At 34.2% G+C, this 25085-nt stretch carries 23 protein-coding genes; 14 read left to right on the forward strand and 9 right to left on the reverse strand.

The window, feature by feature from the left end:
- From KMW28_RS14270 to KMW28_RS14280, 3 genes are all read left to right on the forward strand, one after another.
- On the forward strand, positions 1–1545 hold the full coding sequence (locus KMW28_RS14270; RefSeq protein WP_169665150.1) for an acyl-CoA carboxylase subunit beta: 1545 nt from the start codon (positions 1–3) through the stop codon (positions 1543–1545).
- 95 nt (positions 1546–1640) lie between these two features.
- Positions 1641–3248: an aminopeptidase P family protein gene (locus tag KMW28_RS14275; RefSeq protein ID WP_169665151.1), complete on the forward strand. Its 1608-nt coding sequence runs from the start codon at positions 1641–1643 to the stop codon at positions 3246–3248.
- Between the two features lie 133 nt (positions 3249–3381).
- Positions 3382–4014: a PdaC/SigV domain-containing protein gene (locus KMW28_RS14280; RefSeq protein WP_169665152.1), complete on the forward strand. Its 633-nt coding sequence runs from the start codon at positions 3382–3384 to the stop codon at positions 4012–4014.
- A gap of 147 nt (positions 4015–4161) precedes the next feature.
- Here KMW28_RS14280 and KMW28_RS14285 read toward each other — a convergent pair whose 3' ends face one another.
- From KMW28_RS14285 to KMW28_RS14305, 5 genes are all read right to left on the reverse strand, one after another.
- Positions 4162–4848 carry a hypothetical protein gene (locus KMW28_RS14285; protein WP_169665153.1) on the reverse strand — a complete coding sequence of 229 codons (687 nt, stop codon included), beginning with the start codon at positions 4846–4848 and terminating at the stop codon, positions 4162–4164.
- Between the two features lie 64 nt (positions 4849–4912).
- Positions 4913–5629, reverse strand: coding sequence for a hypothetical protein (locus tag KMW28_RS14290; RefSeq protein WP_169665154.1), 717 nt, complete (start codon positions 5627–5629; stop codon positions 4913–4915).
- Positions 5630–5717: 88 nt separating this feature from the next.
- Positions 5718–6143: a YkvA family protein gene (locus tag KMW28_RS14295; protein ID WP_169665155.1), complete on the reverse strand. Its 426-nt coding sequence runs from the start codon at positions 6141–6143 to the stop codon at positions 5718–5720.
- 117 nt (positions 6144–6260) lie between these two features.
- Positions 6261–7007 (reverse strand): hypothetical protein, encoded by a 747-nt coding sequence (locus KMW28_RS14300; RefSeq protein WP_169665156.1) that lies wholly within the window; start codon positions 7005–7007, stop codon positions 6261–6263.
- Between the two features lie 23 nt (positions 7008–7030).
- The gene (locus KMW28_RS14305; RefSeq protein WP_169665157.1) at positions 7031–8785 is read right to left on the reverse strand and encodes a M14 family metallopeptidase; all 1755 of its coding nucleotides are present in this window, start codon (positions 8783–8785) and stop codon (positions 7031–7033) included.
- A gap of 167 nt (positions 8786–8952) precedes the next feature.
- On the opposite strand from KMW28_RS14305, the gene KMW28_RS14310 reads away from it, so the two are divergent.
- The 8 genes from KMW28_RS14310 (at position 8953) to KMW28_RS14345 (ending at position 16500) form a co-directional block, all read left to right on the forward strand.
- Entirely contained in the window at positions 8953–9861 is a 909-nt protein-coding gene (locus tag KMW28_RS14310; RefSeq protein ID WP_169665158.1) for an alpha/beta hydrolase, read from the forward strand.
- Between the two features lie 5 nt (positions 9862–9866).
- Positions 9867–10271 (forward strand): acyl-CoA thioesterase, encoded by a 405-nt coding sequence (locus KMW28_RS14315; protein WP_169665159.1) that lies wholly within the window; start codon positions 9867–9869, stop codon positions 10269–10271.
- A gap of 5 nt (positions 10272–10276) precedes the next feature.
- Complete coding sequence (locus KMW28_RS14320; protein ID WP_169665160.1) at positions 10277–11188, forward strand: alpha/beta hydrolase; 912 nt, start codon at positions 10277–10279, stop codon at positions 11186–11188.
- 143 nt (positions 11189–11331) lie between these two features.
- Positions 11332–11700, forward strand: coding sequence for a phasin family protein (locus tag KMW28_RS14325; RefSeq protein WP_066205551.1), 369 nt, complete (start codon positions 11332–11334; stop codon positions 11698–11700).
- Positions 11701–12002: 302 nt separating this feature from the next.
- On the forward strand, positions 12003–13016 hold the full coding sequence (fbp, locus tag KMW28_RS14330; protein ID WP_169665161.1) for a class 1 fructose-bisphosphatase: 1014 nt from the start codon (positions 12003–12005) through the stop codon (positions 13014–13016).
- 147 nt (positions 13017–13163) lie between these two features.
- Positions 13164–14396, forward strand: a complete 1233-nt coding sequence (locus KMW28_RS14335) for an MFS transporter (RefSeq protein ID WP_169665162.1) — start codon at positions 13164–13166, stop codon at positions 14394–14396.
- 89 nt (positions 14397–14485) lie between these two features.
- Positions 14486–15418: a TIGR01212 family radical SAM protein gene (locus KMW28_RS14340; protein ID WP_169665163.1), complete on the forward strand. Its 933-nt coding sequence runs from the start codon at positions 14486–14488 to the stop codon at positions 15416–15418.
- Positions 15419–15603: 185 nt separating this feature from the next.
- A complete protein-coding gene (locus KMW28_RS14345) occupies positions 15604–16500 on the forward strand; it encodes a DnaJ C-terminal domain-containing protein (protein ID WP_169665164.1) in 897 nt (298 codons plus the stop codon).
- Between the two features lie 18 nt (positions 16501–16518).
- Here the strand turns inward: KMW28_RS14345 and KMW28_RS14350 are convergent, their stop codons facing one another.
- Complete coding sequence (locus KMW28_RS14350; protein WP_169665165.1) at positions 16519–16665, reverse strand: hypothetical protein; 147 nt, start codon at positions 16663–16665, stop codon at positions 16519–16521.
- A gap of 759 nt (positions 16666–17424) precedes the next feature.
- On the opposite strand from KMW28_RS14350, the gene KMW28_RS14355 reads away from it, so the two are divergent.
- The 3 genes from KMW28_RS14355 to KMW28_RS14365 all read left to right on the forward strand — a co-directional run bounded on the left by KMW28_RS14355 (position 17425) and on the right by KMW28_RS14365 (position 22547).
- Positions 17425–19521: a T9SS type A sorting domain-containing protein gene (locus tag KMW28_RS14355; RefSeq protein ID WP_169665166.1), complete on the forward strand. Its 2097-nt coding sequence runs from the start codon at positions 17425–17427 to the stop codon at positions 19519–19521.
- 266 nt (positions 19522–19787) lie between these two features.
- Positions 19788–21347, forward strand: a complete 1560-nt coding sequence (locus KMW28_RS14360) for an arylsulfatase (protein WP_169665167.1) — start codon at positions 19788–19790, stop codon at positions 21345–21347.
- Positions 21348–21467: 120 nt separating this feature from the next.
- A complete protein-coding gene (locus KMW28_RS14365) occupies positions 21468–22547 on the forward strand; it encodes a hypothetical protein (protein WP_169665168.1) in 1080 nt (359 codons plus the stop codon).
- A 299-nt stretch (positions 22548–22846) separates the two neighbouring features.
- Here the strand turns inward: KMW28_RS14365 and KMW28_RS14370 are convergent, their stop codons facing one another.
- The 3 genes from KMW28_RS14370 to KMW28_RS14380 form a co-directional block, all read right to left on the reverse strand.
- Complete coding sequence (locus KMW28_RS14370) at positions 22847–23113, reverse strand: hypothetical protein (RefSeq protein ID WP_169665169.1); 267 nt, start codon at positions 23111–23113, stop codon at positions 22847–22849.
- A gap of 80 nt (positions 23114–23193) precedes the next feature.
- Positions 23194–24195, reverse strand: coding sequence for a S41 family peptidase (locus KMW28_RS14375; protein ID WP_169665170.1), 1002 nt, complete (start codon positions 24193–24195; stop codon positions 23194–23196).
- Positions 24196–24202: 7 nt separating this feature from the next.
- On the reverse strand, positions 24203–25042 hold the full coding sequence (locus KMW28_RS14380) for a hypothetical protein (RefSeq protein ID WP_169665171.1): 840 nt from the start codon (positions 25040–25042) through the stop codon (positions 24203–24205).
- Positions 25043–25085 lie beyond the last annotated feature (43 nt).

Consider the following 25085-nt stretch of genomic DNA (forward strand, 5'->3'; position numbering starts at 1 on the left):
ATGAAAGATAAACTTCAAGAATTAGAGAAAATGAACCGCCTAGCCGAATTAGGGGGCGGTGAAAAAAGAATTGAAGCGCAACATAAAAAAGGAAAATTAACCGCAAGAGAACGTCTACTTTTACTTTTAGATGAAGGTACATTTCATGAAGTAGGTAAACTCGTTCGACATAGAGAAACTCAGTTTGGCTTAGACAAAGAACATTATCTCGGAGATGGTGTTGTGACAGGTTATGGAAAAGTAGCGGGTCGATTGGTCTATGTTTTCTCTCAAGATTTTACCGTTTTTGGTGGATCATTATCTGAGTCTCACGCAGAGAAAATCTGTAAGATAATGGACATGGCCATGAAAAATGGAGCCCCTATTATTGGATTAAACGATTCCGGCGGTGCCCGTATTCAAGAAGGGGTAAAGTCTCTTGGCGGCTATGCTGATATTTTCTTTAAAAACACGATGGCTTCGGGGGTGATCCCTCAAATATCTTGTATTATGGGACCTTGTGCGGGTGGAGCCGTTTACTCCCCTGCCATTACTGATTTTATTATGATGGTCGAGCAAACTTCTTACATGTTTGTGACTGGACCAAACGTAGTAAAAACAGTAACTCACGAGGAAGTTACTTCCGAAGATTTAGGTGGGGCTTCTGCACATTCCACTAAAAGTGGTGTTACACACTTTAAGGCTCCTAACGAAGCGATTGCTTTAAAGAAATTGAGAAAGTTGCTTTCTTATCTCCCTCAAAACTGTGAAGAAGAAGCTCCACAATATCCATATGAGACGGATCAAGAAGAAACTCGTGTCGAATTAAATAGTATAGTTCCTGACAACCCCAATCAACCTTATGATATAAGAGAAGTCGTAGTTGGCTGTGTCGACAAAGATAGTTTCTTTGAAGTACACGAAGACTATGCAGAAAATATTGTGGTTGGTTTTGCAAGAATGGGTGGTCGTAGTATAGGAATTGTTGGTAATCAGCCTGCAGTTTTAGCAGGTGTACTAGATATTAATGCCTCCAAAAAAGCCGCACGTTTTGTTCGTTTCTGTGATGCTTTCAATATTCCACTTTTAGTTTTTGAAGATGTACCTGGCTTCCTTCCAGGCACAGATCAGGAATGGAACGGAATTATCTCTAACGGAGCTAAATTATTATATGCATTTTGTGAAGCCACTGTTCCTAGAATTACAGTCATTACAAGAAAAGCCTACGGCGGTGCCTATGATGTAATGAACTCTAAACATATTGGGGCTGATTTAAATTACGCTTGGCCTACAGCAGAAATAGCGGTTATGGGTGCTCAAGGTGCAGCAGAAATCATCTTTAAAAAAGAGATTAAAGAAGCCAAAGATCCAGAAGCCAAATTACAGGAGAAGATTGATGAATATACTGATGAGTTTGCCAACCCGTACCGAGCAGCTTACAGAGGTTATATTGATGAAGTCATCCTACCTGAAAAAACAAGGGAGCGATTAATTTCTGCTTTTGAGATGTTGAGTAATAAGGTGGATCACCTTCCGAAGAAAAAACATGGAAATATTCCACTTTAGCAGTATATTGAAAAGGTTGTATCATAATAATTGATACAACCTTTTATTTTACATACAAAGACAATTATAAACTGTCTGACTCCAATTATATTAAGATGCGTAACATTTTATTTTTACTTCTAACATCATCACTTTCCTCTCTTTTTGCACAGTACAAACATGCTCCAAAAGATTATATTTCGGCTGATTTTCATGTTAAAAGAAGAGCAGAGTTGATAAAGAAGATGCCTAAAAATAGTGTTGCCATATTTTTTGCCAATCCTATAAGAAATAGGGCAAATGATGTCAACTTTATCTATCATCCCGACCCTGACTTTTATTATCTAACTGGCTACAGAGAACCTAATGCTGTCTTAGTTTTATTTTCTGAACAAACCAATGTGTTCGGCACCCCTACCCAAGAAGTGATTTATGTTCAACCAAAAGATGAATATGATGAACGTTGGAATGGTGCTCGATTAGGCGTTGAAGGCACTAAAGAAACATTGAAAATAGCCACAGTGTTATCAAATGAAGAGTTTAAAAACATTCCTATCGATTTTACATCATTTGATTATTTACTTACGTTTGATCCTCATCGAGATTCAAGGGATGATATATATGCTACAAACGACTTGTATGATTTGATTCAATCATTTAAAAAGAAAGCCAATTATCCGAAGTATTTAAATCCTGCATCAGAAAAAGTATATGAAGCAATGAAAAGGACTACCCTTCAAAATGCTTCGAATGTAGCAAAAGTAGTTGGACAGCAATTAAGGTATACTAGCGTACTTCGATTAGATCAAAATATAATCAATTTCCTTTCTGCACAAGACAATGAAAAGCGTATGGAAGTGGTACAAACCCTTCCCGAAACCAATATAGTGATCTCAGTATTGGATAGTTTAATGAGCGATTTACGTCAGATTAAAACCCAAGAAGAAATTACTTTGCTCAGAAAGGCCGCTGAAATGTCGGCTATTGGACAGAATGAAGTCATGAAAGCGATACAGCCGGGAATGTCAGAAACTGAAGTGCAAGGCATACATGAGTTTGTATATAAAAAATTTAGTGCGAAAGCTGTTGGTTATCCAAGTATTGTTGGTGCTGGGGAAAACGGTTGTATGCTACATTACATCAGTAATAACAAACCAAAACTAGAAGATGGAGAATTAATTTTGATGGATTGTGGGGCAGAATATAGAGGATATACTGCCGATGTTACACGTACGATTCCTGTAAATGGCACTTTTTCAAAAGAGCAAAAACAGATTTATGATATTGTCCTCGAAGCACAAAATAAATGTATAGAAATGTGTGTGGCAGGTAAATCGTTTAGCGAGATATATAAGCGATCTACTGACATTATAGGTAAAGGCTTAACCAAACTCAAAATTATTCCTTCTCCTGAATATTATGATACTTATTTTCCTCATGGATTGATGCATCATATTGGATTGGATGTACATGACAAGGGACACTATCAAACACTCGAAAACAACATGGTGGTAACCGTAGAGCCAGGAATTTATATCCCCCTAAATAGTGATTGTGATGAAAAATGGTGGGGTATTGGGGTAAGAATTGAAGATGATATTTTGATCACTCCTCAAGGTCCTTTAAATTTATCAGAGAAAGCACCAAGAACTACAGAAGAAATAGAAGATCTGATGAAAAAGGAAAGTGTTTTTAATCAGCTAGTTCTTCCAGATTTAGAATAATTTTCAACCCAAACACAATATTTCAAAAGAATACTTGTTTTAAAGTTAATAAGGCATCATTGCATTAATGAGATTCCTAATTGTATTCATACTACTTTATTTCAACACCTCTTTTAAACAAACATCCTTCGTGTTGAATAACGCCCTGTTGGAACAGTCTATTGAGATTGAAAAACAGGGGTTCAATAAGTTGAACTCATCCCTTCATTACGAACTGAATGTCTCTTATCCCAAAGTAAAATGCTCTGGAAAAATAGATCTAGAACATAAGATTAACTTGGATATTCAGAACATTCTTTTTATGGCTATTAACGATTTCAGAGCTAAAATTACTAGTGTAAAAGCTGAAAAAGGGGCGATTGGCCTGAGCTACCTTAACCTTGATTATAACGTATTCCATAACAACAATGGCATTTTAAGTATCTCCTTTAAAAAGGATACATACTATAATGGTATTGATGATATTGATATCAAAAAGCTCGCTTATAATTATGATGCCACCAACAAACGTAAAATTCAGTTATCAGATTTATTCAAAGGAGATATCGATTACAAAGATCAACTATTTGATTTCATCAAAGACAATCTTGGTCATGGTAAGAAATTGAAAAAAGAGGTACTTAATTCCTTTTGTATTCAAGAAGAAGGCATTGTTTTCTTATTGGATAAAACGAGATGCAAAGGGAAAGAATGTCCAGATAATGTGATGGTGAAGTGGGGTCAGATGTCTGGGTTGTTGAGTGAGTATGGGGAAGGGTTTATGTAAGAATTAGAAGTAAGAGGTAAGAGGTAAGGGTGGCTTCTGGAATTTATGGAGATTTGAGGTTGGAATTAGGAGTTAGGAGTTAGGAGTTTTTATATTATTCATCTTTAGAAATTCTGATATTAAAAACTGCTGTTTGTCAATTAATTATCACTCAAATTCTAAAATAATCTCCCCATGAATTTCTGATTCATCTGTTTCATTTTCAAGCTTCATAAAATTCAGCATCTTTTCTGCCTCAATTTCATTCATCTTTTTTTCATCTGGGAAAAATGCTCTATTGCTATTTAACTGATGGAATAATTCATTTATAGTAGCATCAGAATAACGACTATCGTGTTGTACTTTATCTCCCCAAACATATCTGTTTTCAAATTCTGCTAAGAGGCCGATTTGAGGACTAAAATATATAATTGATAAAGGGTAATATGCTTCATAGCATTTTCTATCTGATAGTTTCTGAAACTTATAAACATCAAAAACTTCATTTGATGCCATAATTGAAAGATGATCATTGAACCTGAAATAAGTTTTTATTATTTCATTTTGCCCCAACCTTGTAATTTTAGATAAACTATCGTTTTCAAAAAATGAAAATGTTTCGATACAATCTTCACTTAAATAATATTCAAATGTTTTTGTGTTGTTCTTGTCCTTAAAAACAGTTAGTTGATAATTTCTACTTTTGGAGGAATCTGAAATGTTTATTTTGTAGTTTTTGTATTCTATCTCCCCTTTATACATCAACTCTTGCAATTCTATATCTTCATCAATAGTATCTTTACAAGATGAAAGGAATGATATCAACCCAACAAAAATTAAATATTTAGGCTTCATAAATAGATTGTCTTTTAATTTTTATTATTCTCTTTAAACGACATTTTGTACCAATGAATTAACCTTATTGACTAAAGTCATCCTCCTCCATTTCATAAATATCCAATTCTAATACATCTTCAATATCTTCTTCAACATCATTAATTATAATTTTTTTTAAATTATTTATTCTAGAATAAAAATTCTTGACCAACTCTTCTTCATCAGGATAAAACTGTTTGTTTTGGCTTAGTGTTGAATTTATTTTAGTAAAACTATCTTTATGATATCTTGTATCAGATAGCACATATGTTTTAGAGGTGCTGAAACTATAATTACATATCAAACCCAAATCCGGATTAAAATACGTTCTAGATTGGTAACAAGATCCGCAGCTACAGATTCGGTCTGATAATTTTCTGAATTTATAAACATCAATAATGTCTCCCTCAAATTCTATTTGAACCTGATCTTTTAAATCGTATTTTTTGACAGACTCCTTCTTCCCGTCTACCATATCCACTCTAGTTAAACTGTCATTTGGATAAATTGTATAGGTTATGATATAATGTTTGAAATAAAAATATTCAAATGATTTAGAACCATCATTATTTTTATAAATCGATAAAATGACATTATTGGTTGAGTTCCACCATCTTGCTTCAGGATTTATTAAATCATGATTCTGATGTACTGCCTCCCCTTTATACACCAACTCCTGCAATCCCATATCTTCATCAATAGTATCTTTACAGGAATAGAAAAGTGTAATTACAATACAAAGTAATAGTTTGATTTTCATTAGTTTATTGGTTTTATATTGAAGAGTTAAAAAGGATACTTTATATCAAAAACCCCGGAATGAATTTCCGAGGCTTTTGTTATTAATTTTATTTTTCTTCCTTTTTCTTAAAAATGATACTATTCAACATTTCCACCTCGTCTTCAGAGAAATCGTCGAACCATTCTTTCATTTTCTTTACGGCTAAATCCTTATGATCTTCTTTAATGCAAACTGCGGCATAACTTAGAGCCGCTAGAACTACAGAAAAATCATCGGCAAAACCGACTACAGGAATAAAATCTGGAATCAAATCAAATGGTACTAAGAGGTAGCCTAGTGCACCTGCAATAGCTGCTTTCGCTTTCGATGGCGTATCATTATCAATGTACATGAAAAATAATATCAATCCAGCATAAACCACTTTTTGACCCGCTTTTTTAACAATCTTAAATAGGGATTGCAGGAAATCGTTTTCTTTAAATTTAGTAGCGTATTTATCTACATCAATGTTCTCTAGGTTTATCTTTTTCATTGTTTATTAATTTTCAATTTATTCAAATTCATAGTTCCAATTCCTAACTCCTAACTCAAATTACCAAGAATTACAAGAATCTCCCCCTTACCTCTTACTTCTTCCCTCTTACTTCAACTACGCTCCTTCCCCTCCATCATCCTGACTATCCATCGTATGTCCACTCTCATCTATCCCACCAGATCTTTCCAAGATTTTAAGCGACCCCAAGTAAAATGGTTCCTCATCGAAATAGATATCGAAGTCGTCTTCATCGGCGTCTCCGTCCCATTCTCTTTTGGTGTGGAGAATAGAAGTGAATTGAGGTAGAATTTCTTGATCAAAGGATGGTAATAATATAGCATAAGAACCCATTTCCTTAATCACCTCCATTTTTTTATCTACGCTCATAGCATATTTATACGCATGGTTTCTTTCTTTGAGGTATGAAATCACATCACCTACTAATAGAATACCTTTTTCATTTAGGGTGATGCTGGAACGTAACACATCAATCAGGTTTTCTCTAATGTAAGGCTTAATTTGATGTTCTTCTTTCAGGAATTCCTTTAGAAACTTTTTGTAAGTAATATCCGATTCCACCTTTGACAATAGATCACGAGTACTTATTTGAAGGTTATTATTGTTATAAAAATATTGAAGAAAACACTTCTCGAAATTTCTAGCCATAAAACCTTTAAAGTGTTTCCCCACTTTCAAAATGGTTTTCTTTTTCGTTACATCGGCCCCACCCACTCCATCGAGTACTCTTTCAAAGACAAGATAGATTAAAGTGTATCTCATTAGTATTTTACCGTCAATAGTATTCGATCGGGTAAGCAATGCAATTTCGGCAGGTCTTAATTGTAACTGTTTAAAATCCATAGTTCTATTGGGAATATCATTATCTAATGGTACACACTATACACAGGGTATCTTCGATAAGATGTTTCTTTATGATTGGAACGGTCGTATATGAAATTTAACTGCTTATAGGCACTTTTCCTCATTTCGGGGTCCCTTTTCTTGGCATCTTCCAATTCTTTTAGCAATTGAGGGTTTTCTTTTAACAATTTTGCCGCTTTATCCTCAAAAACATAAGATGAAAAATGTTCTTTTTGTTGAAGAATCGCATCAAAGAAGTTCCAAGCAAAGTAACTGTCTTGTGCTCTAGCGGTTAGTACTTCCACTAAAAATCGTTTGGATTGATTATCGGTTTTAATCAAATAATCTCCTTTTAGAAATTTGATATTTTCCTCTTTTTCTGATGTTTTGATATCATAATGGAGGTAATGCCCTTCGTAGGGTGATTTTACCGTTTGATAATCTTCGATATAAGTAGTCATTACTTGTTTTTCTATATCAGTAGGTAATTCTTCTACATCTATATTGTTTTGCTTCAGCATTTCTACTACTTTTTGATATCCCTTTGGAATAATATAAGCTGCAGGAACCTTCACACTATCCACCACAGTAAGACCTGAATAGAAAGGTATTTTGTTATTGTATGGTTTCGATCGATCATAATACAATCGGTCCAATCCTGATACTTTACTTTTGATGATTTCACCTTCATACCCTTTAAAATTTAAAGTGTCTGCAACCGATTCATCAATTTGCCATTTGATAGGTAGATAAGTGGCTAATTGTTGTTGGTTTCTTTCTTTTTTCATCACTTGAGTTAGTGCATCTCCTTTTTCTTCCAAGAGTAAAATACTTTGTTTCAGAAACTCATAGGTCGCTTGAGTTCTTTGTTTAAAAGGCTTCAGCATATGGGTTTCAATCACATAACTAGGCACATTAAATAAGGCTGCATAACCAGAAGAATATCTTGGAGAATCGTAAAACTGACGGTAACCTTTATCAGGAGTCGTACCCCAAACATTTACATAAGGAACTATCGGCCATCCTTTTTCTTCCATATTTTTCTCGAAATAAGGATTCATGGTCGATTTCACGAATTTCCCGACCTCTCCTAATTTTCCTTCATGAGAAGCAAGATAAGTCAAGGTGTATTGATAATCTGCTCCGTTACTCACATGCGTATCGATAAATAAATCTGGTTGAATCAAATGGAAAATTTCGGCAAGCGTTTTCATGTTCTTGGAATCCATCTTGATAAAATCACGGTTTAAGTCCAAGTTCTGCGCATTTCCTCTAAAGCCATAGGAATGAGGTCCTTCTTGATTGGCCCTGGTTCCTGTATTTCTATTTAGTGCTCCTCCAATATTGTAAAAGGGAATAAAAGCGATGATGGTATTTTTCACCTCAAAATCCTCTTTTCCTTGAAGAATATTTCTTACTAGCATAAAAGAGGCGTCTACACCATCAGGTTCTCCTGGGTGTATGGCATTATTTATTAGAAGGACATTTTTTTCCTTGAAATCGGTTGGCAGGTAATTTTCATCTGGAGTGTAAATACCTAAATGCAAAGGATAACCGGCATCAGTTGTTCCATATTCCAATACATGAAACTTCTCGTAATGCTTATTTAATTTTTGTAAGTAGTCGATTCCTTCTTGGTAAGTGAACGTTTCCTTTCCGTCGGTCTTCTCAAAAACGGTTGACCAATCTACTTCTTCAGAAAGTGGTTGTTCTTGTTTAGTATCGCAGCTTATCAAAAAGCCAATGAGTATGAATTGGTAAAAAAAGTATTTCTTCACGAGAATTATGGTATTTTAAAAAGTTCTTATTTACATAAATTTCTAATTTTTAATTCAATTGAGCAAAAGATAATTATATTGTATTTCAATACTCATTTAATCAATCAATGACATTTAAAAATTCCAGAGTCAAAAAAATTACTGTAGGACTCCTATTCCTACTATGTATGTTTTACTTTTTAGTGGCTTTATTGGCTTATGGAGAGTCGGTTTTAATCCGAACCAACCAAGGCGTAAGTCACCTAGAAGAAGAAAAACACAACCACTCTTTTGATACTACTTTATTGGACAGCGTTACTGAAGAAAACTTTAGTATACCTTCCGATTTTGGATACAATTTAAGTGGGTCTTGGTTGAAGGTTCCTGAAAACAAATTCCACCTTACAATGGTTATGGTGCATGGAGTAACACATGATCGTTGGAGAATGATGCGTTATGCTCAGGTCTACTTAAGACATGGTATTGATGTGGTTTTGTACGATCATAGAAAACATGGTTTAAGTGGGGGTGACGAAGTTTCTTTTGGTTATTTCGAAAGCAAGGACTTGGAAAAAGTGATTCAATGGACTAAAAACAAACAACAAGATCATTGGATTGGTGCTCATGGGGAGTCATTAGGAGCCGCTACAGTTTGTATGCATTCTGGTATTAATGAAGAAACGCATTCTGTAAATTTCTACATCTCGGATTGTGCTTTTTCTGATACTGAAGATTTATTGACTTTAAGAGCCAAAGAAGATATGGGGTTACCAGATCTAGGATTTGTAGAAGCGACTAGTCTTATGGCAAGGGTACGTGCCGGTTTCTTTTTTAGTGATAGTTCTCCCCGAGAAAAAGTGGCCCAATCTAAGGTTCCATTCTTATTTATCCATGGGATATCAGACACTTATATTCCTAAGGAAATGACTGAGGAGATGTATGCCATGAAACAACATGGAGAGAAATTTTTATGGTTAGTTGAAGGGGCAGAACATGCCAAATCCATATCAGTTGCACCTAAACAATACGAAACAAAAGTGATGGAATATATACATACCATCATTTCACAAATTAATATTCACCATCATAATAATTAAACACTGTGGAATACAGAACTAGTACAACAAACATCAAAGTAAGAAGTTATCATATTGATAGTTACCAACATGTCAACAACATGAGGTACATGGAATTTCTTGAAGAAGCAAGATGGACACACTTTGAAGGGAATAAAACTCTTGAAACAGTCGCTAAAAGTGGTGTTGGGTTTGTTATTGCAAACTATAATATCGATTATTTGTATCCAGCAAGTATGGATCAAACACTTGAAATTAAAACGTCTCTAGCCAAAATGGGAAAAAAGAGTGTCGTATTTAAACAAGAAATTTTTATTAAAGAAAATCAAAAACAAGCCTTATCTGCTACTGTAACTTTAGTATCTTTTGATATCAAAACACAATTACCTGCTGAAATTACAGAAGAGATGAGAGCTGAAATCATAAAATAACACTTATGAGTATTTCGATTCAACATAGACTTTTAAAACTAGGCTTAAACCTAACGGCAATAGCTTTTCCATCGGAGAACATCAACCTCACTTTGTTAAGGGAGTCTACCGAACTAGTGTCTTTATTTGCACTACTTCCTTGGGGAGTTAAAGCTAAGAAATTGACCTTAGATGGTATCACAGCAGAGGTTATTTCGCCTGTAAAAGAACATGTTGAAAAGAAAGCTTTATTGTATTTACATGGAGGAGGTTACGCCATTGGTTCTTCTCAAACTCATCGTTCTTTAGTGGGAAAGATTGTAGATGAAACCAAAGTGACCGCCGTATTGGTGAATTACAGAAAAATTCCAGAATTTCCTTGCCCAGCAGCCATAGAAGATGCACTTAAAGGGTATCAATATCTATTAGATTTAGGATATCATCCTGATCAAATAGCAGTGGCCGGAGATTCTGCCGGTGGAGGCCTGGTCTGTTCTTTCTTTTTTATGTTGAATGAATTGAAGAAAGACTTACCAAAATGTGGCATCTGTTTGTCACCTTGGATGGATTTAGAACATACTGGTTCCTCTACAGTAGATAATAAGTATTCTGATCCTTTTGTAAAAGTGAATGAAATGCAGAATTGGGCACAAGTATATGCTGGGAACAAACCCCTTAAAGACCCAATGGTTTCTCCGCTTAATGGTAATTTCTCCAACTTCCCTCCCATGTTGATTCAAACATCTAGCAACGAAGTATTGTACAGCGACAGTACACGTTTAAGAGACAAATTGATGGAAGCAAAAAGAGAAGTGACTTACCAAGAATGGGACGGTTTAATTCATTGGTGGCAACTGTTTTGGCGATTTATTCCAGAATCTGAAGATGCCATCAATAAAGTCTGTGATTTTCTGAACTCTAAACTAAAAGTTTCGTAAATTAAAATATCTAAAAAAATGGGTACTGAAATTATAAATGATTGTTCATTCATTTATTTTTCATACCTTTGTGTAAGCAATAGAACTTCACCGTTATTATTGTTTTGCACAAATAAAAATCACACTTTATAACGCAAAAAAATATGGAAGAGTTACTAAAAAAAATCGTTTACACTGGAGTGGGTATCACAGCATTTACAGTGGAGAAAATTAACGAGATAGTAGACAAACTTGTAGCTGAAGAAAAAATCACTTCTGAAGAAGGTAAAAAGATCGTAGATGAGCTTGTAGCCAACACTGAAGCGAAGAAAGAGGAGTTTGAAGGACAGGTGAAGTCTCTAGTAGAAAAATTTACATCGTCTATGGATTTTGATTTTGATAAAATCACTTCAATGTTCAAAGGCAATGATTCTGAAGAAGTAGAAATTCTAAAAGCTCGTATTGAAGCTTTAGAAGCACAACAAGCAGCAAATGCTAAAGAATCTACATCTTCAGAGTCATCGGAAGCGTAAGCTTTCTGGTACTTTTGTGATGTGTGTGACCGACACTATTGTATAAATACAATAATGTCGGTCCTTTTTTTTATACATTATGCAATCGATTGCGGATTCTTAATAAAAATCTGTATTTTTACCGATGTAAGAATTTATTGTTGATATTATTTTGTCTGTTCGATTATTTAACTTGAGGTATATCAAGAAATTCTACTACTAACACGATTGTATATTCTCTGCTGTAAAATACACAACTTACTTAAATAACACATCTTCAATAACTTACACACATAAAATACATTTTTATAATCATAACCCCTATGATAGATAAACTTACGGCATCTGTAGGCACAGCTCTCGATCGTTTTATTCAACAAAAACAAGAGCAATTTCCTTATGCTACAGGTGAACTCTCTCAATTATTGAGAGACATTGCCTTGGCTTCCAAAATTATTAACCGTGAAATTAACCGAGCAGGTTTAGCGGGTATTGAAGGAGGAGCAGGATCTAATAATGTGCAAGGAGAAGCACAACAGAAACTAGACATGATTGCCGACGTGCGATTTACAAGAGCCCTTTCAAAAGGCGGAGAAACTTGCGGTATTGTTTCAGAAGAAATGGATGATATTATCGATACAGGTAATCATCATGCAAAATACATTGTCACAATAGATCCACTAGATGGATCTTCTAACATTGACGTAAATGTATTAGTAGGTACAATTTTTTCAATCTACAGAAGACGCTCCCCTATTGGCCGTCCACCAACTGAGGAAGATATGCTTCAACAAGGAACTGAACAAATTGCTGCCGGTTATGTTCTTTACGGATCATCGACTATGCTGGTGTATTCTACTGGCTATGGGGTAAATGGTTTTACATACGAACCTTCTTTGGGTGAATACTTCTTATCTCACCCCAACATGCAATGTAAAGAAGACGGATCCATTTTCTCTATAAACGAAGGAGGCTACAATACCTTCCCTGAAGGCCTGAAAGAATATATCGAAACTTGTAAAGAGAGGGAATATTCTGCTCGATACATCGGTTCTTTAGTGGGAGATTTCCATAGAAACCTTTTAAAAGGCGGAATCTATATCTACCCTTCTACTTCTAAATATTCAAAAGGAAAACTAAGATTGCTTTACGAATGTAATGCCTTGGCATTCCTTGCTGAACAATCTGGAGGTATGGCAACGAATGGATACAAACGAATATTGGAATTAAAACCTACCGAACTACACGAAAGGACACCCTTCTATGTAGGCTCTAAAAACATGGTGGAAGAAGCAATGCGCTGCTTACAACAACTAGAAAAGGTAGAAAAAATATAATAAACCCTTGTGAGGCTGATTTTTAACATCAGCCTCATTTTTTTATTAGCATAAATATTTTTAGTTAATAGTTTTGTTTTGAATTAAACATTCTGATTTTTTTTGATGTTATTTGGAAGATTACAACTTTCATCAAACATTATCAAAATGTCATTGACTAGAAACGAAAAACTAACACTTTATATGCTAGCGGCCATAAGTTTTACAAATATCTTAGATTTTGTTGTGCTTATGCCCCTTGGTCATACATTGCAAGAAACTTTCGACATGACTCCCTTTGAGTGGAGTGCTGTTGTTTCATCATATACTTTAGCAGCCGCAGTATCAGGTTTACTTTCCATTTTTATCATTGATAAATTTGAAAGAAAGAAGATGTTTTTAAGCATCTACTTCTTCTTTACAATAGGTACATTTTTATGTGGTATTGCTACGACATATCAATTCTTATTGGTTGCACGATTATTCACTGGTATTTTTGGTGGATTAATCAATGCGGCTTTGTTTACGATTGTAGGCGATTTATTACCAGAAAATAAAAGAGGTACAGGCATCGGGATCTTAATGACGGGCTTTGCTGTATCTTCTGCTGTTGGTGTACCTATCGGGTTATACCTAGGAGTAAAAATTGATTGGCATGCTCCTTTCCTAATTATATCCGCTCTAGCAGCCATATTATGGGTGGTCAGCTATAAGAGACTTCCGGTACTTGATGGGCATCTAACCCATAAAAACACAAAAACTTCTTTCGCAACACCTTTATTAATGGTACTTAAGAATAAAAAGCAGTTGACAGGTTTATTTGCTTTGTCGTTGGTATTCTTTGGGCATTTTATCATTATTCCATTCTTCACTCCTTATTTGGTATCAAATATTGGGTTCGAAGACCAACAACTTACTTGGATTTATTTCTTTGGAGGTATCGCTACTATCTACTTTTCACCTAAAATTGGCCAATGGTCTGATAAATTTGGCAAATACAAAACGTTTGTCATCATTTCCTTCATTACCATCCTACCCGTTTTAGTTTTAACGAATGTTGCTCCAATGAGTATTCCTTTTGTATTGGTATTATCTACTATTATGTTTATTTGTGGGTCACGTTCTATCCCCGCAAATGCATTACTTATAAATACCACAACAGCGGCACAGAGAGGTAGTTTTATGAGTATCCGTTCTTCTGTTCAGAATCTTTCACAAGGAGCAGCATCTTTTGCTTCTGGATTGATTATCACAACAAATTCGATAGATCAAACTTTAAATCATTATAATATTTTAGGATACATAAGCGTGACTGCAACAATGTTTGGTGTTGTGTTTTTCAAGTATTTGAAAGATAAGCCTGTAAGTAACACCCAAAAAGAATCTATATCCGTTCATTAATTTATCTTTGTATGCTAGATCAAAAAATCAATCATTTGTACTAAATCAAGTGATACTGATTTGGCGTGTTATTTTAAAATCCATTATTAATGAATCAATCATCAAGAAGATATTTCCCTTATTCTGAACACCTTAAACAAAAATATGGTGGAAGAATCCAGAAAGTTTCTATTCATGCAGACTTCACTTGTCCTAATAGAGATGGATCTTTAGGATATGGTGGTTGTACCTTCTGTAATAACGATAGTTTCGTACCTAATTATCTTCATGACGGTATGAAAAGTATTACCGAACAGATTGATCATGGCATGGAGTTCTTACCAGGAAGATACCATAGTGCGAAAGCTTTTGTAGGATATTTCCAAGCGTATTCGAATACTTATGGCACGGTAGAACACCTAAAGAGAATTTATTCTGAAGCCCTTGAACATGAGAAGATTGACGGACTAGTAATTGGTACACGTCCCGATTGTCTTTCTGATGAGCAATTGGATTATTTAGCCGATCTGGCCAAAGATCATTATATTTTTATTGAGTTTGGGATAGAATCTTGCTATAATAAGACATTAGAAAGGGTAAATAGAGGTCACTCTTACGAAGATTCTGTTGAGGCTATAAAGAAAGTTGCCGATAGAGGTATACCTGTGGCAGGCCATATGCTGTTTGGATTACCAGGTGAAAGCAGAGAAGAAACCTTAGCACAAGCGGAAATGATTTCAGAGTTACCTTTGGGGTCTGTAAAATTTCATCAGCTTCAGATTGTAAAAGGAACGATTATGGCAAAACAATACAAAGAAGACCCTAATCAGTTTCCATTATTTCAACCTGATGAGTATGTTGATTTCATGGTGGATTTCTTAGAAAGACTTCGTCCTGATATGGCCATCCAACGTTTTAGTAGCGATACACCGATTAACCTTAGAATGGCACCTAATTGGGGAATCCGTCCAAATCAAATTCAATTGATGATTGAAAAGAGATTAAAAGAAAGAGATACCTATCAAGGTAAATTATATAAATAGAATCAGAAAACTAGGTTCCGTTATCAAATAGATATTTTGATAATGATAAAAAAATAGAAAGAGATAAATAGAGTCAAAGAGCGATTGGTGAGCAATTTACTCTATTTTAGAGCCGTTTGTAAGGGAAGTTACAACGGCTTTCTTTATTTTTGTAGAGAAGAAAAGATCAAATTTGAAGAATCAAAATGGCATACATCGATTATTATAAAGTTTTAGGAATTGATAAAAGTGCATCTCAAAGTGAGATCAAAAAAGCATATAGAAAATTGGCCCGTCAATATCATCCTGATAAAAACCCTGATGATAAAGCCGCTCAGAAGAAATTTCAAGAGGTAAACGAAGCCAATGAGGTATTAAGTGATCCAGATAAAAGAAAGAAATACGATAAATACGGTAAAGATTGGGAACATGCCGATCAGTTTGAATCTCAAGGCTTCGGTGGTGGAGGCTTTGGCGGTTTTGGTCAAGGCGGAGGCGGCTTTGGTGGTTTTGGTAACTTTGACCAAGGTGGCGATTTCTCCGATTTCTTTAATTCCATGTTTGGTGGAGGAGGCAGAAGAGCTCCAAGACCTCAAAAAGGTGGTGATTTTAAAGTGAATATCAATTTAGATCTTACGGAAGTGTATGAAACACAGAAGAAAACCTATAAGATCAATCAGAAAAATATTCGTGTTACAATCCCTGCCGGTATTGAAGATGGTCAGACAATCAAAATAAAAGGACACGGTAAAGATGGCATTAACGGAGGAGAGAAAGGCGACTTACTCATGACCTTTAATATTAGTAACTCCACTCCTTTCGAACGTAAAGGGGCCGATCTTTACAATACAGTCGATATTGATTTATATACTGCTATCCTTGGTGGTGAAATTACTATCGATACTTTCACTGGAAAAGTAAAGCTAAAAGTCGCTGCAGGAACACAAAACAATACAAAAGTTAAATTATCTGGAAAAGGCTTTGCCATCTATAAATCGGATAATAACTACGGTAACCTATATATTACCTACAACGTTGTGATTCCTAAAAACTTATCAGAAGAGCAAAAATCTCTATTTCAACAACTGAGAGATTTATCTTAATCAAAACGATGATTAAAATCAGCTACTCTGTTGGATAGATAGTAACAATTGTTTATTATTGTGGCGAATTAAAGGAATTTCATAAACTCCAACTAACATGGAAGCAATTACATATTTAGAGATCGCAGCGATGGGCTTCATGGTACCACCCTTATTAGTATCCATCGGCTATGCTTTATACACGTTGAAACAAGACAAAGTATAACACCAAGAAACGATATCAATTATTTAAAGTTGATATCGTTTTTTTTTTTGCACTTGGGGTTGTGTATAACCCATAATGTTTCATTGTACTTAGAGCTCGAGGGGCCAAGGCCACCTCGTTGGGGACGGAGATCGAAAGACAATTGTAATGTATTTTGGTTGTGAATACTCTTTATACATCACTCTTTCTTCATAACAAATCAATCAAGATCCTTATATAACTCATAATATCTTAATACCCATAAACCTCGAGGGGCCAAGGCCGCCTTGTTGAGGACGGGATTGAGGCAAGTCTGTATCATATACCATATATATTGATAATATTGACACATCATACATCTCATCTCCCAACCATATTCCATGTATTATCTCACATTTTTACATCATTTTTTTCAAAAACGACTACTTGGTGACGGGAAAACTACAATGTCATTTTTAATTTTTGATGTTCATTTTTTTAAAATTATTGTTTTCTAACATCAAATAACTTACATATGTAAACAATATTAAATTTTACAATAAAATACTGATTATTAACTACTTTTGATTAATAAACTCCCGATTTTCTTAGAATAAGTCATGTAAGTTATCTTAACACATCCATTTTACCCCTTAATAATTGACAATCACTTACTTAAGTTACTTTGTACAAATACATCCTTTTCATCAACAAAACCGTTAAGAAAACTGAACCTAATAACTATTTAACTCGCTAAAAAGATGAAAAAGATTTTATTATTATTGCTCCTAATTTTTATTACAAAATTATCATTATTAGCCCAAACCTACTCAGTATCAAGTTCTGCATCTGGTTTTATATATATAGGAACAAGAGGAAGTTTATCAGATTTTGAGGATGAGGATGGAAATTCATTACCTTCTTGGACAGGAAATTATAATGTTAGAATTCAATCTGGAAAGAATGTATATATAGGAAATAACTCTTTTGATCCAGACGTAGTTATCGATACTTTATTTGTGGACGGTACTATTAATAATACAGCTTATAGAACTACTTGTCATTTTGGAACGATCATCGTTTCTGGTACAGGTAACTTTAATGGCGACAATCACTCAGGTGGTCGTTTATATGTAAATGTTCAAGATATTGTTTTAGAAGACGGTGCTGAATTCGCTGTACCTTCTGTAGGATCTAACTCTTATTCTGGTCTAAACTGGACAGGTGGTATTTCTGTAGAGGATAACGTGACTTTATCAACTAGTGGTGCATCAAATAATTTAATCTCTTCAGCTCAGATTAACGCTTTACCTGGTGATAACCCAAAATCAATTGTTCAAGGTACTATTGAAGGTATTCCTTCGAATGTAGGTGATATCGTATTAACAGGTAATGCCGCATTAGTAACTAACTTAGCTGGTCAGACAGTAGATATTTATACACAAGGAAACGATTTAGTTATTGCCGATTCAGTAAGTTCTACAGTAACCGTACACCTTGATGATAACTCAGACGATGCAATCCAACCTTCAGTAGATTTAACTTTTGCAGGTCAATCTGCTGGTACAGTAACTATTGCAACAGGTGAGAACAGAGTACGTTCTTTAACGATGAATACTACAGGTACTTCAGGAATCACATTAAATGGTACTTTAGAGATCTTCAATACTTCGTATAACACTTCTTCTTTGACGTTAACGAATGGTATCTTAAACACAACAACGGCGAATGTTTTAGGAATGAATGAATTCTCTTACGTTACCAACGCCAACTATTCTTGGTCTACATATGCTTCTGGTGGTTCTGATAACTCACATATTAACGGTCCATTACTTAAAACAATTAACTATACCTCTGGATTACAAGTAGCATTAAGTATTGTTGCGAACAACTTCCACTTAATCTACCCAGTAGGTAACGGAACAAAATTAAGAGAAGCTGGTGTAGCTGCTTTTACAGCCAACTCTGCAGTGAACTTTAGAATTGAATACCATGATAACGCACACACTAATTTAAGTATTGATCCAATGGCAACAGTTTCAGCAGTAAGTGCTTCTGAGTATTGGGATGTAGATAGAACATCAGGTTCTTCGGTTGCCTCAGTAATCTTAACTTATGATGACGAGAGCGGTGTAAATAACACCTATGTAAGTGATGTTGAAGTAATGCACTACGATGGTACACACTGGGAATCACAAGGACAAGCAGCCAATACTACAGAAAGTAATAACCACGGTATTTTATTATCAACTTCTGCTTCAAGTTTCTCACCTTTTACTTTAGGTGGTGGTTCTGATCACGATTTACCAGTGGAATTAGTAACGTTCAATGCTGAAGTAAATGATAACGACGAAGTAGTATTGTTCTGGGAAACTGCTACTGAATTAAATAACTCTCATTTTGAAATCGAAGCTTCTACAGACGGTAGACACTTTAACAAAATTGGTGAAGTGGATGGTAACGGTAACTCTAATGTTACCATCGAATATGATTTTGTTGTAGACCATGCACATTCAGTGAAATATAAGAAATATAGATTAAAGCAAGTTGATTTTGATGGTGCATTCGAATATTCAAACGTTGTAACGATCAATACACACAACTTAATTCACGGTACTGAATTGTCATTATACCCAGTACCAGCACACGGAACAATCCATGCAAGAGTATCTTCGGATGAGGATTTAGAAAATGCATCAGCAGTAATCTTAAATGCTTTAGGTGTTGCAGTTAAAACTGTAGATATGCACCACATGGATACAATTAACATTAATGACTTAAATGATGGAATCTATTACTTAAGCATCTCCACTCATAACGGTCATAAAGAAGTAAAAAGATTTATAGTACACAACTAGAATATAAAGCAAGTAAGCGAGGGTTCAAAGCCATTCCGAAAGGGATGGCTTTTTTATTTCGTATAATATCTAACATTCGTTTAGTTAATTTAATTTGAATTTAAACTCTTAAATTAATCAATAATGATGCACTTAAAGCATCTTATTTAAAACAAAAGTTAAATAAATAATTAATTTGAAACATGTTTGATATTAAACAAGTATATGTTTTTAGATTTGCACTCGTGATGATATCAAGAGATAAAATCAAATAACTAATAATTGATATGAAAAAGATAATACTACCATTTACCGCACTCCTTCTTTGTTTTGCGAACCTAACGGCTTTCGCAAAAAAAGATCCTAAAAAACCGAACTTCCTAATCCTTTGGGGAGACGACATCGGAATGTATAACCTTTCTTTCTGGAATAGAGGAATGATGGGTTATAAAACTCCAAACATCGATAAAATCGCTGAAGACGGAATCACTTTTACTGATTACATGGCAGAGCAATCTTGTACTGCTGGTCGTTCTTCATTCATCACTGGTCAGGCTGGTATCCGTACAGGTATGACTAAAGTTGGTCTTCCTGGAGCAGAAAAAGGTTTGACTGATGATACTGCTACACTTGCAGAACTTTTAAAAGCACAAGGTTATGCAACTGGTCAATTTGGTAAGAACCACTTTGGTGATAGAGACGTTGATTTACCTACCAACCATGGTTTCGATGAATTCTTTGGTAACCTTTACCACTTAAATGCAGAGGAAGAGCCAGAATTACCTGATTACCCTCAAGACCCTGAATTCAAAAAGAAATTTGGCCCAAGAGGTGTAATTCACTCTTATGCTGACGGTCGTGTTTCTGATACTGGTCCTTTGACTAAGAAAAGAATGGAAACAATTGACAACGAAGTAATGGGTGTTGCTCAAGAATTTATCCAAAAGCAAGTAGATGCTGACCAACCTTTCTTTGTTTGGTTCAATACAACAAGAATGCACTTCAGAACACACATTACTGAAGAAGAAGCGGGTAAATCAGACGGACAAGGGATCTATGCTGATGCAATGGTTTCTCATGATGAGGTAATTGGAGAGATGTTGAACTTCATCGAAAAGTTAGGTATTGAGGAAAACACTTTCGTGATGTACTCTACAGATAACGGTCCTCACTACAACTCATGGCCTGATGCTGCAGTAACTCCATTTAGAGGAGAGAAAAACACTAACTGGGAAGGTGGTTACCGTGTTCCTTGTATGGTGAAGTTCCCAGGTAAAATTCCTGCAGGTCAAGTATCAAATGGTATGGTTTCTCACTTAGACTGGGTACCAACTATCCTTCACTATGCAGGTAATGATAACATCAAACAAGACTTATTAGATGGTGGTGTAGAAGCGAATGGTAAGACATTCAAAGCACACTTAGATGGTTATGATTTAGTAGATCACTTAGCCGGAAAAGAAGAATCTCCACGTCACGAATTCCTATACTTTAACGATGATGCTCAATTAACTGCTATCAGAATGGACGATTGGAAGATTGTCTTCATGGAGCAAAGAGCACATCAAATGGCCGTATGGTCAGAGCCTTTCGTAACACTTAGACTTCCTAAGATTTTCAACTTAAGAAGAGACCCTTACGAGCGTGCAGACATTGACTCAAACGCTTATTGGGACTGGTATTTCGATCACGTGCCTTACTTATACATGGCACAAGATAAAGTAGGTCAATTTATGGCTACTTTAATGGAATATCCTCCAAAACAAAAGGCCGCATCTTTCACTGTGGATCAAATTATGGAAAGCATAATTAAGCAGACTGAAAATGCGAAACAGAATCGACAATAGTAATACACGTTCTCATTATATGTACAAATACTAACATTCTAATTGCTTACTTTAGCCCCACTTTTATTTTAAAGTGGGGTTTCTTATTTTTAGAATTCAACTCAACAAAAATAATTTTTTATGCTATCAAAACTTCAATCTTTTTATAATAAGCAAACTACTTTATCACAAATCTTATGTGTTTTACTATTACTAATTATAAATTCACGATTTGCTCCTACATGGCACTATAAATACGACTTGGTGAACTACATTTATATCACTGTCGCATTCGCCTTCATTCATCATTTTTTGATTTATAAAGAGAATCAAAATTTAAAAAAGAGCATCATCATATTGCTCTCATGTATCTTCTTATTAGATCTAGGCGTACACCTTCAAAATGAATACTCCTATGTTAGATTAGACCAATTTAAAAACAATATCGGAGTAGGAATTAGTGATTTATTCGGTCGAATTTTGAAGTTCTTTATAAGACCGGGGATCATTGCTTATTTCCTTAACCTCAGTCTATTTGGTAGTATATTTTATTTTATCAATACTATTAATTTCAAACCATTACTCGAAACTAAAAAACTATTAAGAGACGACCTTAAATTCGGTTATTTAGCCTATGCGTTAAGTATTGCTGTTGGTTTATTGTTTAGTTTAAGTATAAATATTGATGTGTATACTACTATGTTTGAAGATGAAGAAGTAATTCATCAAACAGTAATATATCATAGTTTTTTATTGCTCACCATACCGTTTTTATCTTCTTTTGGTATTAAGTATCTAAGAAACATAGGATTTAGTCCATTCAAAAGTTTATTGAGCATCAGTCTTCTATCTCAATTACTGATTACAATATACTTTTTACTATTTGAGGAAAATAACGCTCAGACAGTAATATTTTCTGAGTTTTTTACCGGATTCATGGGGAGCCTCATTGGTCTAATGTTTATTGTATTCTTAACAAATAAATATAATTTCTATTTGGGAAGTTTAATCATTTATATAGGACTTAATTTTTATTATAAATATTATGTCATTCAAAATGAATTACAAAGCAATAACACACTAGACATTAATAGCTTAACCACATTTTCTGGAGATATCTTTTTCTCATTTATTGCTGAAATTGCTATCTATTTTTTAGTAGGGAAATTATTAGAAAAATTTACTACCAATAATTCAATGGAGCTAAAAAGTAACTTATAAACTTTAATTCATGTTAGTTATAATATTAGATTAAAAAATCATCCTACATTCAAAAGAATGTAGGATGATTTTATTTTTTATCTGGCAAAAACCCATCTAAAGAAAAAAGTATTCGTTTTCAGTTTTACGTAATGCAATATTTCCTTCTTATTCGAGTAATTTCCGATAGATGTATAAAAATCTTTTTTGATTTCCGATAAATCATACTCAAGATGATAATCTATGATATAGGCACTTGCAAATAATGCAATTAAAGCCAGTAATTTTTTAAATCGATAAAACACTTTCCTCATCACTTCCTATTTTAGCTCACTATAGAGTTTCATAATCATAAATTCTGAGTAAACATCATGAATAATAAGAAATGAGTCCTTGTTATATCGATGATGCAATTCTTCTAAGGCTTCATGATTTGTTCTTAGATATTCCTTTCTAAAATCATTGTAATTTGATGTGTTTTCTAATCTTTTTAAGGCCATAAAATCATCTAATTCATTGTGATTATCGCATGATATTGTGAAGATGGAAAAGAGAACAAAAAAAGTGATAGATTTAAAGTAGTTCATATAAATTGAAGTTATTTATGCTAGCATAAGAGTTCACACCAATAAATTGATGTAAACTCCTAATAGTATTTTCGAATTGATTATTTATTTATTTCAAGAATAGCTCTTTCAATAATTTCATCTGTGTTCTTGTTATCCCAATTCATGTTCACTGAAATTTCTACTGGAACACCTTGTTCAAACTCAGGACTTTTTTGAAGATTTAGTGTTTGAGAGATAGAGAATCGATACGTCCAACCATTAGGTAATTGTCCTCCATTTGGAAGACCTAATCCACCCCCTGTAGTATCCCCCATTAAAATCATGTTAGGGATTGCTTTTGTCGCCAAAGAAGTAAACGATCCAGCACTAAAAGTACCTCTATCAACTAATACAATTACTTTTTTGCCATAATAAGTGCCGGATGGAGATACACGAGTAGGTTCTATTTCGGTAAACTCATCATGTCCTGGGCCTGCTTTTGCTCTGGAATAGAATAATAAAGTTTCCTTATCCACAAAGTGACTTAAAATAGTGAAAGCATCGTTAATTACGCCTCCTCCGTTTTCTCTTAAATCAATAATTAATCCTTTGGTATTTTTATATCGATCTAACATGAAGTTCATGTTATCATGAGTAACTTTACCTGTAAACTCTGCAAATCGGATATAACCAATATTGCCATTATCAATAAATGAGTGTTGAAAAGAACCTGAAGTATAGTAATTTCGAGGAAGATAATTATCCTCTATCAAACGCCAATCAAAATTATCTTGTGCATCATATTTAACGCCAAATCTTGACACATTAAAATCAGACACCAAGTTTGTATGATCATCTTTTAACTCTGATAACATATTTCCAAGGAGTGTGAAAAAAGCATCATCACTCATCTCTTCATTTACTTGAGGTTCGTAGACAGTTTTTATTGAATCCCAATCTATATTTTTCACTTCAAAATAAGCGTATTTTTCATTGGCTTGATCCCATAAATAATTAAAGTTTTCATGTTTCGACTGTGTCTCTAAATCATCATTAAAAATGAGTTTATTACAAGAAAAGAAAACAGGAATTAAGAATATATATTTAATGATATTTTTCATGATTGAATTATTTTTTAGTTCCAAATAAGAATGTTGCTTTTACAATGTTATTGGTCATACCAAATTGGTTATAACTTCCACCAGATTTAAATCCATCCCATAGATAGGAGAACTTAATGGCATTTTTATTTTGAAGAAAAATGGTATAATCCAACTCTGTACTCATTCTGAAACCAGAAAAATATTTGGATTCATAATTACTAAAAGCCTTTGGTTCGTTAAGCACCGAAGAGGTATTTGTGTAAATATATCCGTTTCTGTAAGAGTTATTCATCACCCCAATATTTAACCGAAGAGATAGTTCACGTTTTCTATTTGAATTATTTTTCTCTTTACTAAAATCTCTCGTTGCTTTGAAAGAAGCCATTAAAGATGAAAAATTTTCTAAGCCAACAGCATTATTCATAAACCCTGGGTTAGTACGGATATTCTGAGTAGAATTAAATAGACCACCTGCCATATAATTCATCTTACCCCTTGATATTGGATTTACTCTGAATAATCTCCCATAATGAAATCGAATAGATGTAATTTGACTCTCAAGGTTTAACTTACTTACATTTTCTGTTGTTTTCCCTGTTGATATATCTACCCCAATCTCCGTATCTCTGACATGATCACCTCTTCGATAACCTACAGAAAAATACTTCACAGCACCTCTGTAATATACAGGTGATGTGGCTTCATCTCTAAATTTTATCTGATTTAAACCAGCTGAAAAATTTAAGTAAACAGGACGGGCTTTCTTCTGTTCTTTGATGGTTAATGTAGAATCGTTTGTTTGAGAGAGAACAAATAGTGGGCTTAAAAGAAAGAACACTATCAGATGAATGTTTCTAATATTCATTATTTAATTTTTGATTGATATGAAATGATTTAATTATCATATA

This window comes from Flammeovirga yaeyamensis, from assembly GCF_018736045.1.
Classification (GTDB): domain Bacteria; phylum Bacteroidota; class Bacteroidia; order Cytophagales; family Flammeovirgaceae; genus Flammeovirga; species Flammeovirga yaeyamensis.